The sequence below is a fragment of the Achromobacter sp. D10 genome (assembly GCF_035282245.1).
Lineage (GTDB): Bacteria > Pseudomonadota > Gammaproteobacteria > Burkholderiales > Burkholderiaceae_B > Achromobacter > Achromobacter insolitus.
This window is the reverse complement of sequence record NZ_JAYJLE010000004.1, coordinates 244789-258077: the sequence shown is the minus strand read 5'-3', so window position 1 is coordinate 258077 and position 13289 is coordinate 244789. Positions and strand designations below refer to the sequence as shown.

14 protein-coding genes are annotated in these 13289 nt (G+C 65.8%); 7 read left to right on the top strand and 7 right to left on the bottom strand.

Annotated elements, in window-relative coordinates; all coding sequences use genetic code 11:
- Positions 1 to 106 precede the first annotated feature (106 nt).
- The 7 genes from VCS63_RS13535 to VCS63_RS13505 all read right to left on the bottom strand — a co-directional run bounded on the left by VCS63_RS13535 (position 107) and on the right by VCS63_RS13505 (position 6043).
- Positions 107 to 1036 (bottom strand): CysB family HTH-type transcriptional regulator, encoded by a 930-nt coding sequence (locus VCS63_RS13535; RefSeq protein WP_042793491.1) that lies wholly within the window; start codon positions 1034 to 1036, stop codon positions 107 to 109.
- An 8-nt stretch (positions 1037 to 1044) separates the two neighbouring features.
- Positions 1045 to 1395, bottom strand: a complete 351-nt coding sequence (locus VCS63_RS13530) for a VOC family protein (RefSeq protein WP_042793490.1) — start codon at positions 1393 to 1395, stop codon at positions 1045 to 1047.
- Between the two features lie 122 nt (positions 1396 to 1517).
- Positions 1518 to 2732 carry a cystathionine beta-lyase gene (metC, locus tag VCS63_RS13525; RefSeq protein ID WP_323880044.1) on the bottom strand — a complete coding sequence of 405 codons (1215 nt, stop codon included), beginning with the start codon at positions 2730 to 2732 and terminating at the stop codon, positions 1518 to 1520.
- A gap of 62 nt (positions 2733 to 2794) precedes the next feature.
- Positions 2795 to 3661, bottom strand: coding sequence for an amino acid ABC transporter ATP-binding protein (locus VCS63_RS13520; RefSeq protein ID WP_323880043.1), 867 nt, complete (start codon positions 3659 to 3661; stop codon positions 2795 to 2797).
- On the bottom strand, positions 3648 to 4466 hold the full coding sequence (locus VCS63_RS13515) for an amino acid ABC transporter permease (protein WP_323880041.1): 819 nt from the start codon (positions 4464 to 4466) through the stop codon (positions 3648 to 3650). The genes VCS63_RS13520 and VCS63_RS13515 overlap by 14 nt, the downstream gene beginning before the upstream one ends.
- Entirely contained in the window at positions 4456 to 5193 is a 738-nt protein-coding gene (locus tag VCS63_RS13510) for an amino acid ABC transporter permease (RefSeq protein WP_076813361.1), read from the bottom strand. Before VCS63_RS13510 ends, VCS63_RS13515 begins: the two co-directional genes overlap by 11 nt.
- 13 nt (positions 5194 to 5206) lie before the next feature.
- A complete protein-coding gene (locus tag VCS63_RS13505) occupies positions 5207 to 6043 on the bottom strand; it encodes a transporter substrate-binding domain-containing protein (protein WP_042793485.1) in 837 nt (278 codons plus the stop codon).
- Between the two features lie 210 nt (positions 6044 to 6253).
- On the opposite strand from VCS63_RS13505, the gene VCS63_RS13500 reads away from it, so the two are divergent.
- The 7 genes from VCS63_RS13500 to VCS63_RS13470 are packed head-to-tail and all read left to right on the top strand — an operon-like array spanning position 6254 to position 13267.
- A complete protein-coding gene (locus VCS63_RS13500) occupies positions 6254 to 7123 on the top strand; it encodes a VOC family protein (RefSeq protein ID WP_042793484.1) in 870 nt (289 codons plus the stop codon).
- Entirely contained in the window at positions 7123 to 8232 is a 1110-nt protein-coding gene (locus VCS63_RS13495) for a M14 family metallopeptidase (protein WP_323880316.1), read from the top strand. Before VCS63_RS13500 ends, VCS63_RS13495 begins: the two co-directional genes overlap by 1 nt.
- A gap of 31 nt (positions 8233 to 8263) precedes the next feature.
- The gene (locus VCS63_RS13490) at positions 8264 to 9277 is read left to right on the top strand and encodes a quinone oxidoreductase family protein (RefSeq protein ID WP_323880039.1); all 1014 of its coding nucleotides are present in this window, start codon (positions 8264 to 8266) and stop codon (positions 9275 to 9277) included.
- Positions 9274 to 9720 carry a PaaI family thioesterase gene (locus tag VCS63_RS13485; protein WP_063640710.1) on the top strand — a complete coding sequence of 149 codons (447 nt, stop codon included), beginning with the start codon at positions 9274 to 9276 and terminating at the stop codon, positions 9718 to 9720. Before VCS63_RS13490 ends, VCS63_RS13485 begins: the two co-directional genes overlap by 4 nt.
- Positions 9721 to 9753: 33 nt before the next feature.
- A complete protein-coding gene (locus VCS63_RS13480; protein ID WP_042793480.1) occupies positions 9754 to 11397 on the top strand; it encodes an ABC transporter substrate-binding protein in 1644 nt (547 codons plus the stop codon).
- Positions 11398 to 11406: 9 nt separating this feature from the next.
- The gene (locus VCS63_RS13475) at positions 11407 to 12378 is read left to right on the top strand and encodes an ABC transporter permease (protein ID WP_042793479.1); all 972 of its coding nucleotides are present in this window, start codon (positions 11407 to 11409) and stop codon (positions 12376 to 12378) included.
- 1 nt (position 12379) lies between these two features.
- On the top strand, positions 12380 to 13267 hold the full coding sequence (locus VCS63_RS13470) for an ABC transporter permease (protein ID WP_063640712.1): 888 nt from the start codon (positions 12380 to 12382) through the stop codon (positions 13265 to 13267).
- Positions 13268 to 13289 lie beyond the last annotated feature (22 nt).

The window sequence follows — 13289 nt, the reverse complement described above, 5'->3', positions numbered from 1 at the left end:
ATCCAAGGAGAAGAAAGGATCAGCCTACGTGCGCCAGGTTTCGGCGGGAACGAAGGGATGCAACTATGGATATGCGCCGAGCGGTGGTTCGCCTGCGGCTTGCGCTTCAGGCTTCGCCTTTCAACTCGCGCTCCACGATTTCACGGGTCAGCGTGGGGACGAACATCTCCACGAAATGAAACGCGTAGCCCCGCAGCCATGCGCCACGACGTATCGCCAGCCGCGTCAGGTTGATCTCGAACAGATGGCGCGCGTCGATGGCGCGCAGGCGCGTGTCGCGTTCGGCGTCCCAAGCCACCGAGGCGACGATACCGACCCCCAGCTCCAGTTCCACATAGGTTTTGATCACGTCCGCGTCCATCGCCGTCATGACGATATCCGGGGTGATGCCCGCCCGCGCGAAGGCCTCGTCGATATGCGCCCGGCCGGTGTAGCCGCGTCCGTATGTGATGATGGGATAGCGCGAAAGCTGTGACAGGCTGACACCGTCCTCCTGGCGCTCCAGCGGATGGCCACGAGGCACGATGATGCTGTGGCTCCAGCGGTAGCACGGCAGGTTTACCAGCCCCGGATAGTCGGCCACGGCTTCCGTGGCCACGCCAATATCGGCTTCGCCTTCCAGCAGCATTTCGGACACCTGCTTGGGCGAACCCTGGTGCAGATGCAGTACCACCTCGGGATAGCGTTCGCGGAACTCCTTGATGACGGGAGGCAAGGCGTAGCGCGCCTGCGAATGGGTCGCCGCGATGGACAACACACCGCTGCGGCTGTCGGCATACTCCGCGCCAGCGTGGCGGATGTTGTCCGCGCATTGCAGGATCTGCTCGACCAGGGGCAGGATCAGTTCGCCGGGCGGAGTCAAGCCGATAAGCCGCTTGCCCGAGCGCACGAAGATGTCCACGCCCACCTCTTCCTCGAGCTCGCGGATCTGGCGGCTGACCCCGGGTTGAGAGGTATGCAGGCTCTCGGAAACGTCCGTCAGGTTGAAGTCCTGCCGCACGGCTTCGCGCACGGAGCGCAATTGCTGGAAGTTCATTGCGCGCCTCAGCCCAGGAAAGCCAGCTGATTGCCGGAGGGGTCTTTCACGTACATCACGCGCGGCTCGGCATTGGGCAAGGAACACACAGGATGGTGCCCCGCCCGCCGCAGGCGCGCCAGGATGTCGTCATAGGCGCGGGTCCTGAGGGCGAGGTAGTCGGGCTTCACTTCACGGCTGACCTCTTCCACCGGCGACAGCGACAAGGTCGCTTCGCCCAGCGCGAACAACAAGCGCTGGCCTCCGGTGCCGGCCACCTCGTCCAGGCCGATGATATGCCGATAGAACTCGCGTACCGCCTCCTGCCGTTGAGCAAGAAAAGGAAGCTGCACCGATCCGATGGAAACAATAGTAGACATGCCCTGCCGCCAATCATGGAACAAGGCAAATTCTAGTGGCCGCGGGTACTGACGGACAAAGAGGTAAACGTTGCTTCTACATAGCCGGAAACCCTAAAGAAAACCGCTCATTTGCATATGCATCAGGCGCTGCGCCGCAAGGCCTCGCGCGTGGCCGCGAACGCGCGTTCCATGTCACCGATCAGATCCAGCGGACTTTCCAGGCCTATGTGCAGCCGCACTACGGACGACGCGGGCAGGCCATCCCGCCAATAGCGATGCTCGGCCAGGCGTTCCGGCGCGGCCTCGAGTGCCAGGCTTTCGTAGCCGCCCCAGGAGGCGCCGATGGAGAAATAGCGCAAGGCATCAATGAAACGCGAGGCAGCCGACGCATCGGGATGACGGAATGCGAACGACACCAGGCCGCTGGCGCCGCTGAAGTCCCGCCGCCACACCGCGTGGCCGGGGTCTTGCGCCAGCGCGGGGTAATAGACGTTTGCCACATCGTCGTGCCGCGCAAGGTATTCAGCCACGGCCAGCGCGTTTTCACAATGCCGGGCCAGCCGCACATCCAGCGTGCGCAGGCCGCGCAAGGTCAGATAGGCATCATCCGCCCCCACCGACAGGCCTAGCGCGTCGTGGGTCGCGCCCAAGCGCGCGGCCAATTCAGCGCTGTCCACGGTCACCACGCCCATCATCACGTCGGAATGGCCCGCCAGGTACTTGGTCGCCGCCTGGATGGACAGGTGCGCGCCCAGGGCAAGCGGCTGATAGTAGAGACCACCGCTCCAGGTATTGTCCGCCGCCACCAGCACGCCGTGGCGCCGCGCGACCGCAGCCAACGCCGGCAGGTCCTGCACTTCGTACAAGAGCGAGCTGGGCGATTCCAGATACAGCAGGCGCGTATTCGGACGGATAAGCGGCTCCAGGGCGTCCCGCGTGGCGGAGAAGTACTCCACCTCTATCCCGTAGCGCTGCAGCAGCGCGCGATCCACCTTGCGCACCGGCGAATAGACGCTGTCGGCCACCAGCGCGTGTTCGCCCGGCGCCAACGTCGCCAGCAACACCAGCACGATGGCGGACAGGCCTGAGGGCGCCAGCACCGTCCGGTAGCCTCCCTCAAGCGATGCCACTGCCTCTTCCAACGCTTGATGAGTGTCCAGCCCGTGGCGGCCATAGGTGGCTATCCGCTCGCCGGCAGCGCGCTGCCGGCCCAGGGCAGCCTGCGTAGCCGTATCCGCAAAGCGCACGGTACTGGTACGTACCACCGGCACATTCACCGGTCCCGAGCCCTGAGTCAGTTCAGGCAAGCCGGCATGCACCAGCCGGGTCTGGATGCGGGCATCTGACAGGCTCATGAGCGCGCCTCCGGATATACAGGCACAAGGTATGCAAAAGTCATGCGCAACTCCATCAAGGTTCACACCGCCAGGCGCAGCGGATCGATATGCAAATAGGTCTGTATGGGATCGGGCGCGGCATCGCGCAGCGGCGTTGCACCGATCGCGCGTTGCAGGAAAGCGCGCGTGCGTTCACTGGAGGGGGCCCCGAACAGCCGCGCCGGCGGCCCTGACTCCACGATGCGGCCGGCCTCCGTGAAGTACACGACGTCGCTGATCTCTTCCGCAAAGCGCATTTCGTGTGTCACCAACACGCAGGTCAGACCGTCCTGCACCAACTCACGGATCACCGTCAGGACTTCCCCTACCATTTCCGGGTCCAGCGCCGACGTCACTTCATCGAACAGAATCAGCTCGGGCCGCAGCGCCAGCGCGCGCGCGATCGCGACGCGCTGCTGCTGGCCGCCCGACAACTCGCCGGGATAGGCGTGTTGCTTGTGCTCCATCCGCACCTTGGCCAGCAACTCGCGAGCCCGCGCCTCGGCTTCGGCCCGAGGCAGCCCGCCCACTTTGATGGGCGAGATTGTCAGGTTCTCCAGCACGCTCAAGTGCGGGAACAGGTTGTACTGCTGGAACACAAAGCCCACGCGCTTGCGCAACGCGATAAGTTCGGACTCGGTCTTCAGGGCATCGACGCGCACTCCGCCCACCTGGATCCGCCCGCGTTGCGGGCGCAATAGTCCCGTCATGCAGCGCAGGATGGTGGACTTGCCGGAGCCCGAAGGTCCGATGATGGACACCGCCTGGCCCTGCTTGACTTCGACGTCTATGCCCTTGAGCACCTCGGTCTGGCCAAACGCCAGATGCACGTCATGCAGGCTGACTAGCGATGTCTCGGCCGCGGAAGGGAAAGCGGCGGCGCGCGCCTCGAATTCAATAATGCTCATGGCGTCGTTCCAGATACCGCGTCCAGCGCGCGATGGGATAGCAATAGGCGAAGAAAAGCGCCAATAGCGTGAAATAGACCAATATCGTGAAATCGGTGCGCGACACGGTATTGCTGGCTACCGTGGCGGCATCGACCAGGTCGTGCACGCCCACCAGCGAGGCCAGCGACGTGCTCATGGTGATGCTGGCATACAGGTTCATCCAGGACGGCAGCATCCGCCGCAGGCACTGCGGCAGGACGATCATCCGGAAGATCTGCGCGCGCCGAAACGCCAGGGATTGGGCCGCCTCCCATTGGGCGCTGGGAATGGACTGGATCGCGCCCCGGAAGATTTCCGCCACATTCGCGCTGGCTGGCAGCCCGAGGCCGATGACCACCTTGAGCCAGTCGGGAAATGGCAGCCGCCATCCTCCCAGCGCCAATTCGAAGGGAAACACATAGGTGGTGAAGTAAACCAGCACGAGGATGGGCGCATTGCGAAACAGCAACACGTAGGCGCGCGTCAATCGACGCAACAACGGCGATGGCGACAGCGAAACCGCGCCTACCACCAAGCCAGCCAGCGTGCCCAGCGCCATCGCCAGCACGCTGATCTGGATGTTCATCGCCAAGCCCCGCAACAAGGCCGGCCACCAATGCCACAACGCCAGCACGGCGGCGGGCGCCGTCCCCGTGGCCGCCCAGGCCAGGTTCAGCGCCGCCAGCGCCAACAGCAGCGCAAGCCAGGGATCGCGCAACACCGCCGGCAGCCAAAGGCCCGTTGCCCCAGACCGGCGCGTCGGCAAGACGAGATCATTGGCCATAGCCAGGCATCCTCAAGCGTTCTTCCAGCCATTTCCCGACCAAGCCGACCAACCAGGTCAGCAGACCGAAATACAGCAGGATGAGCAGCAATAGTTCCAGCACGTTGTCGCGGTAGGACCAGATCATGATGGACTCATAGGTCACGTCGCCCACTGCGATGGCCGAGGCGATGGCGGTCATCTTCACCAGGTCCACCAGGTTATTGACCAGTGCCGGCAGCGCAAAGCGCACGGCCAGCGGCAACTGCACCTGCGTCAGTATCTGGCGGCGCGAGAACGCCAGCGAGCGCGCCGCTTCCATCGTTACCTCGGGCACCGCTTCGATCCCCGCGCGCAGCGCCTCTGCGTGGAATACCCCTTTGTGCAGCGCCACCACGATCACGACCCACGCGAACGGCGCTATCGGACTGCCGCCGCCCAGCTTTTGCGTGATCAGCATGTTCAGCACCAGGAAGGCGCAGTACAGCTGAACCAGCGTGGGCGTATTGCGAGTGACTTCCACGAACGCTTGCAGCGGCCTGGCCAGCCAGGCTCTGCCACTGGTCAGGCCCGCTGCGATGAGAACGCCGAACAACAGGCTGACCGGGATGGTCCATGCACACAGTTGCAGCGTTACCCATAGCCCCCGGCCAAACGCGGACAACTCGCCCGCGTCTAGCACAAAGCCATAGTTCAGGCCCAGCGGCTTGAAAAAGCCGACCCAGGCTTGCAATGCCGATTCGAACATGCCCGCGCCCGCCTCAGCTTCCCTGCTTGTACTTCGCGTTCAGCTCCTGCAGCAGCGGCTGCGGCGGAGCGATGCCCAGGCGCTTTTCCGTTGCGATCAGCCAGCCCGTGCGATGCCAGTCCTGGATCACCTTGTCCACGGCGGCGATGGTGTCCGTCTCGCCCTTGCGCGTCCAGACCACTGAGTTCGCGGGCAGCACTTCCGAGGCGATGGGCGCGTGATAGTCCTTCCATTCGGGATTGCTGCGCAGCAAGGGCTGGATCAGCGTCGAGTCATGCACCGCCGCCACGCACTGGCCGCCGCGCAGCGCCAGCAGCGAATCCGAAGAGCTCTTGTAGCCCTTGACCACCGCACCGTAGTCGGCCGACAAAGGCCGCGCAAAACTGCTGCCTTGCGACACGCACACGGGCTTGCCTCGCAAGTCCTCCCATTTGGCGATACCGCTGGTCTTCAGCGTGGCGGCCGTGCCTCCCACGCGGAAGAATGGGGTCGGCGCGTAACCCAGTATCTCGGCGCGCTCGGGGTTGAGCTCCATGGATGCGATCAGCAGATCGACCTTGCCCGAAATCAGGAACTGCGTGCGCGTGGCGGTCTGCACCTGCACCAATTCCGCTTTCACGCCCAAGCCCTTGGCCAGCTCACGCGCCAGTTCGGGATTCCAACCCACCAATTGTTGCGTGGCGGGATCCAGCGAGCCGAACACGCCGCCATTGGCCAGCACGCCTATGGTGACCGTGCCTCGTTCCTTGACCTTGTCCAGGGTGGCGTCGGCCTGCGCCGCTGCGGCGGCCAAGGCCAGCGCGAGGGTGATTGCGATGCGGGCGCGGCCCGGTGTATTGCGAGTTGCCATGTCTTTATCGATAAGTGTGCATTGAACGGACCTCCATGCTGCGTGCCGGCGCAGTCCAGGACAAAGAAGACTTTCAGATATGAATATGCGAACGGACGCCACGCCCGCGCGCCACCAGAAAACAAATATCCACATGCGAATTCAATCGTTCTGGCAGCCGCCCGCATCGGCCAGACTGCCCGTCTCCGTCAAGCAAAATCAGGAAACGCGATGTCCATACCCTCAGTCACCGGACTGGACCACTACATCATCCGGGTGCATGATCTTCAGGCCGCCACCGAGCAATACCAGCAGTTGGGCTTCTCTCTGGCGCCGCAGGGCCGGCACCATCGCGGCACGCGCAACCAGACCCTGATCCTGGACGCCAACTACCTGGAGCTGCTGGCCTTCCCGCCCGAGTTGCGGGACCAGTCCCGCTTCGCCGGCTTCGATGACGCCTACGAGGGCCCGGTGTCGGTCGCGCTGCAAACCACCGATAGCAGCGCCGTGCACGCCGAGCTTGCCCGCCTGGGCATAGACGCCGAGCCGCCTCAGCGCGGCGGCCGGCCCGTGCACCTGCCAGAAGGCAGCGAAGACGCCGCCTGGAACAACACCCAGTTTCCGGCCGGTCTTTTCGCCGTGCCCGACTTCTTCACCTGCGGCCATCTCACGCGCCATCTTGTGTACCGCCCCGAATGGCAGGATCACGCCAACGGCGCGCGCCGCATCGAAGCCCTGATCGCCGTGCACCCGGACCCGCGCACCCTCCGTCCCGCCTACGAGCGCGTCCTCGGGGCCATCGCGATCAGCGAGCTGCCTGACAACGGCCTGCAAGTGCGGCGCGGCAGCCTGCGCATCGACTTCCTCACGCCCGCAGCCTTCGAGCAGCGCTTCCCGCACGTGCGCGTGCCTGTCGGTCTGCCCGCCAGCAGCCAGGGCGGCTGGTTTGCCGGGTCCATCATCGGCGTGCGCGACATCCAGCAGACGCGGGCCTGGTTCGACGCCAGGAAGGTCCCTTTCCGCGCCAATGCGCAAGGCGAACTGGCGGTGGCGCCCGAGCATGCCGCCGGCGCGCTTCAAGTCTTTGTGCAGGAGGCATGATGGGCCAGCCCCTGCCAGACTACTGGTCCTGCTTTTCCGCCGACTATGCAGCGGCGCGCGCAGCCTTCGTCGCGGCGGCCGCCGCGCGCGGCGCAGCGCTGTCACGCCATGAGCATCCCACGGCCAAGGATCCGCAAGGCCGGCCGCTGACGGTGGACGTCGCGGTGCTGGGGCGACCTGACGCCGCCCGAACCCACCTGGCTATCAGCGGCACGCATGGTCTGGAAGGCGCTGCCGGTTCGGCCGTGCAGCTGGCGTGGCTACAGGTGGATGGCGGCCTGCCGCTGCCGGACGACGTCAACGTGGTGCTGGTGCACGCGTTGAACCCCTATGGCTACGCCCATGACACACGCACCACCGAAAACAATGTCGACCTGAACCGCAACTTCATCGATCACACCCAGCCGGCGCCGGCCAATCCGCATTACGCCACCCTGCACCCGCACCTGATTCCACGGCACTGGACCGAAGCCGAACTGGAAGCCGGTGCGCAGGCGCTGGAACGCTTTCGCCAGGAACACGGCGCGGACGCGCTCTTCAACGTGACGGCCAGCGGCCAGTACACGCATCCGGACGGCTTGGTCTACGGCGGCCTCGGGCCCGAATGGTCCAACCGCACGCTGCGCCGCATCGTCGACGAACACCTGGGCGCTAGCGAGCGGGTGGCGTTCATCGACTGGCATACCGGCATCGGCGAGTATGGCGAGCCCTTCTTTCTGTGCTTCAACCCCGACGGCAGCGCGGAACAGGCACAGGCCGCCACATGGTGGGGCGCGGACCGCGTGCTTGGGCAGCGCCCGCACGGCCTGGCCCGGCCCGACTACCAGGGGCTGGTGTTCCGCGGCGTGCAGCAAGCGCTCGGCGATCGACCGCTGGCGGGAGCCGTCGTCGAATTCGGCACCCGCGGGCCGCAGATGCGTCCGGCCTTGCGGCTGGACCAATGGCTGCGCTTCCAGGCCTGCGCAGCCCCCGATGCCGCGCGCGACGCCCAACTGCGCGCCGACCTGATCGATGCGTTCGTCCCTGTTTCCAGCGTCTGGCGCCGCAATGTCGTGGCCCACGGCCTGCAGATCACGCGCCAGGCGATAAGCGGCCTGGCGGCGTGGTGATTCCATTCTCTACCCCAACCTCAATACACCCATGAAAGCCATTGTTTTGCGTGAACACGGCGGCACCGACAAGCTGCGCCTGGAAATCGAATTCCCCGATCCCGTCGCCGGTCCCGATGACGTAGTCATCCGCGTCCAGGCCTCCTCATTGAACTATCACGACGTGTTTACGCGCCGCGGCATGCCCGGCATCAAGCTGCCCTTTCCCGTAATCATCGGCCTGGACGTGGCGGGAATCGTGGAACAGACGGGCGCCAACGTGCGCGACTGGAAGCCGGGTGATCGTGTCCTCGTCGACCCGATAGATCGCGTCGACGGCGGACTGGTGGGCGAGACCATCCACGGCGGCCTGGCCGAACTGTGCCGCGTGCCGGCACACCAGCTGCTGCGCCTGCCCGACGAAGTGAGCTTCGACCAGGCGGCCGCGCTGCCCGTGGCCTACGGCACCGCCCTGCGCATGATGAACCGGATCGGCCAGGTACAGCCCGGCGAGAAAGTCCTGATCCTCGGCGCAAGCGGCGGCGTCGGTGTGTGCGCGGTGCAACTTGCCAAGCTCGCGGGAGCGGAAGTCATCGCCTGCGCCGGCAGCCCCGAAAAGGCCGAGGCGCTGCGCGCCCTGGGCGCAGATCACATCATTCTCTACACGGAGGAAGACTTCCTCAAGGCCGTGCAGGAACGTTTCGGCAAGCCTTCACGCCGCCGCAGCGGCAAACCCGGCGGCGTGGACGTGGTGGTGAACTTCACTGGCGGCGACACCTGGGTCAAATCGTTGCGCTGCCTGCGTCTGGGCGGACGCCTGCTGACTTGCGGCGCCACGGCGGGATTCGATCCCAAGGAAGACCTGCGCTACATCTGGACCTTCGAGCTGCAGATCCGCGGCTCCAACGGCTGGGAGCGCGAAGACCTGCACGAACTGCTGGCCTTGGTGCGCGACGGACGGTTGCATGTCCATGTGGACCGCAAATGGCCGTTGGAACAGGGCGCGCAAGCGCTGGCCTCGCTGGAGGACCGCAAGATCGTCGGCAAAGTGCTGGTGACGGCATGAGCGCCAATCCCAACACCTTGCTCCCCGGCACGCTCGATGCCGCCGCCATCCAGGCGAAGTTCGACGGCTCGCCTTTCATCGCCTGGCTCGGCCTGTCCGTGCGTGACGTCAAGCACGAACAGGGCGAACTGACCGTGCTGGCTCCCATGCGCCCGGAGTTCGAACGCGGCGCGGCCAGCGGCCAATGGCATGGCGGACCGCTCGCTGCCGTAATCGATACCGTGGGCGACTTCGCCGTAGGCATGTTGCTGGGCCGCGGCCTGCCCACCATCAACTTCCGCGTCGACTATCTGCGCCCTGCCGTGAACACCTCGCTGACCGCCGTGGCCCGGGTTCGGCGCAACGGCCGCAGCGTTGGGGTGGCGGACGTCGATCTCTACAACGACCAGGGCGCGCTGGTAGCCATCGGACGCGCCACCTACGCCACGCTCAGCCAGGGCTGAGCCGGCTTCCATAGGACTTAAAGGACATACATCATGACGACTGCGCAGCGCCCCGGACGGCGCGCCTTCCTCACCCGCAGCGCCGCCGGCGGCCTGGCCGCCGGCCTGGGTTTCGCGCCCCAGGCGCTGCTTGCCGCCACCGCCCAGCCCGGCGCGGACGCAGGTCCCGCCCGCAAGGGCGGCACACTGGTCGCCAGCTGGGGCGGCCTGGAACCCCAAGCCCTGTTCGTGCCGGGCGGTGGAGGGTCCAGTCCTTTCCAGACGGCCACCAAGATACTCGAGCGGCTGCTCAAGCTGGACGCCGACCTGAAGTTCCAGCCCGCGCTCGCCCTGTCCGTCACCCCCGCCCCGGACTTCCGCAGCTACACCATCAAGCTGCGCGACGGGGTCACCTGGCACGACGGCGCGCCATTCACGTCAGCTGACGTCGTCTACAACGTGCTGCAGCACTGGAAGCCGATCTCCGCGGGGATCGCGCTCAAGTCGCTGACCGGCGCCACCGCGACCGACCCGCTGACCGTGGTGCTGAGCTTTGATGCGCCCGTGCCGGACTTCTTCCTGAAGTCCACGCTGGCGGGCCAGTTTCAGCTGCTGGTGCCCAAGCACTTGTACGACGGACGGGACATCATCACCAATCCGCTGAACAATACGCCGGTCGGGACCGGTCCCTGGAAGTACGGCAAGTGGGTGCGCGGCAGCCACGTCGAATACCTGCGTAACGACAGCTACTGGAACGCGGGCCAGCCCAACCTGGACCGTCTCATCATCCGCTGGTGGAGCGACCCCGCCACGCGCGGCGCCGCCCTTGAAACGGGCGAGCTGGGCCTGGCCTACTCCAACCCCGTCCCGGCCCGCGACATCGATCGCCTGCTCAAGACCGGCAAGGTGGTGGTCGACACGCGCGGCTACCAGAATTCGGCCTGGACGGTAACCGCCGAGTTCAACCAGCGCCGCGATATCGTCAACCGCCGTGAGGTGCGCCAGGCGATCCTACATGCCATCGACCGCCAGTTCATCGTCGACACCATCTACTACGGCCGCGGCAAGCCCGCCATCGCGCCGGTGTTCAGCAGCAACCCGCTGTTCTACACCGAGGACGTTCCCCGTTATCCCTTCGATCCCAAGAAGGCCGCGGCACTGCTGGACGCAGCCGGCCTGCCCGTAAAGGACGGCAAGCGTTTCACCGTAAACCTGGTGGCCGCCGCCTGGTTCGAAGAAAACGCCAAGCTCGGGCAATACCTGAAGCAGGCGCTCCAGGACGTGGGCATCGAGGTCAAGCTGGATTCCGTGGACCGCGCCACGGCGCTCAAGCGCATCTACGGCGACTATGACTACGACATCGCGGTTTCCAACTTCACCTCGCCCTTGGAACTGGTGCCCACCGTCACCCAGTTCTACACCACGGACGGCATCGTCAAGGGCGCCGCCTTCCGCAATGCGACCGGTTACTCCAACCCCGAGATGGATGCCCTGGTTGCCAAGCTGACCCAGGAGACCGCCCCGGACGCCCGCCGCGCGCTGGCGCATCAGTTCGCGCGGCTGGCATCCACCGACGTGCCTCACGTTCCGCTTGTGGAGATCCAATCCTTCACTCTGGCCGGCAAGAATGTGCGCAACTTCACCACCGGCGCGAACGTCCAGGGCGAGACCCTGGCCGACGTCTGGCTGCAGGGCTGAGGCGCGCGCATGCCGATCCGACTGATCCTGCGCCGGCTCGCCCAGGCCATCCCGCTGCTGCTGGGCGTGGTGGTGCTGAACTTCGCGCTTATCCAATCCGTGCCTGGCACCTTCCTGGACGTAATGACGGCCGAGCAGCAAGTCACCGATCCGGCGCTCATCGAGCGCCTGCGCGTGACCTATGGCATGGACCAGCCGCCCGCCGTGCAGCTGCTGAAGTACATCGGCTCGGTGGCGCGCGGCGACCTGGGCTATTCCTACCGCCACAATCTGCCGGTGCTGGACGTGATCCTGGCGCATCTGCCGGCCACGCTGTTGCTCATGTGCGCCAGCCTGGCCATTGCCGTCCTCGTCGGCATGGCCGCCGGCATCGTGTCGGCCGTCAAAGTCAACACGTGGTGGGATAGCGCGGTATCCGTCTTCGCGGTGTTGTGCTTTGCCGCGCCCAGTTTCTGGCTGGGCATCATGTTGATCGTGCTGTTCTCGGTAAAGCTCGGCTGGTTCCCGGTGGGCGGCATGGTCACCATCGGGTTGGCGGGCGGCGCGTGGCGCCAGACGCTTGACGTGCTGCACCACCTGGCGCTCCCGGCGCTGGCGCTGGGATTGTTCTACTCCGCAGCCTACGCTCGCGTCATGCGCGCATCGATGCTGGAAGTCAGCCGCATGGACTTCGTCCGCACCGCCTATGCAAAAGGCCTGACGCGCCGCGCCGTGGTGCTGCGTCATGTGCTGCGCAACGCTTTCCTTCCCATCGTGACGCTGCTGGGGCTGCAACTGGGCGCGGTGCTGGGCGGCAGCATCGTCGTCGAAGCGGTGTTCAGCTGGCCCGGCATCGGCGCCGTGCTGTTCGACAGCGTCATGAGCCGCAACTATCCCGTCGTCCTGGGCATCCTGGTGCTCAGCTCCTTCGTGGTGATCATCGCCAACATCGCCGTCGACCTGCTCTACACGCGGCTGGACCCGCGCATCAAGGCTGCCTGACATGTCCACCTCCCCCGTTCTTGCTCCCGCCCTGGCTGCGGCGCCCTCCTCTCGCCACGCCTCGTTCGCCGCGCGCTTTGCCCGGAACCGTGGCGCCGTCGCCGGCGCGGTGCTGCTTGCGCTAGTGGCTTTCCTGGCGGCAGGCGCCGGTTGGCTGTATCCCGCCGATCCGCTGCGCATCGTCGGCGCGCCGGAAATCTGGCCTTTCGAATCCTGGCGTTATCCGCTGGGCACCGATTCCATGGGGCGCGACATCGCCGCCATGATCGCGCACGGCGCGCGCGCAACATTGCTGATCGGCCTGGTGGCCGCGGCCACCGCCACGCTGATCGGAGTCAGCGTGGGCGCGGCCGCAGCCTGGGCTGGCGGCTGGGTGGACGAAGGGCTGATGCGCGTGGCCGAGTTGTTCCAGATCATCCCGAACGTTGTGTTCGTGCTGACGGTCGTGTCCATCCTGGGCCCCCGCATCGAACACATCACGCTGGCGGTGGGCTTGGTGTCCTGGCCGCCGATCGCGCGCCTGACGCGTGCCGAGTTCCTGTCCTTCAAGGAGCGGGAATTCGTGCAGGCCTGCCGCGCGCTTGGGATGAGCCCTGTGCGCATCGTCGCGGCCGAGATCCTGCCCAACGCCCTGCCGCCCGTCATCGTGATGTCCTCGCTCGTGGTGGCCGGCGCCATCCTGTACGAATCGGTCGTGTCCTTTCTGGGCCTGGGTGATCCCAACATCGCCAGCTGGGGCCGGCTGGTCGGCGAAGGCCGCAGCCTGATCCGGTCCTCCTGGTACATCTGCGCCGTGCCCGGCGTGGCCATCATGCTTGCCGTGCTGTCGTTGAACCTGGTCGGCGACGGCCTGAACGATGCGCTCAATCCCAAGCTGCAAAAGCGCTGATCTGCCCTTTTTCGGAAATTAC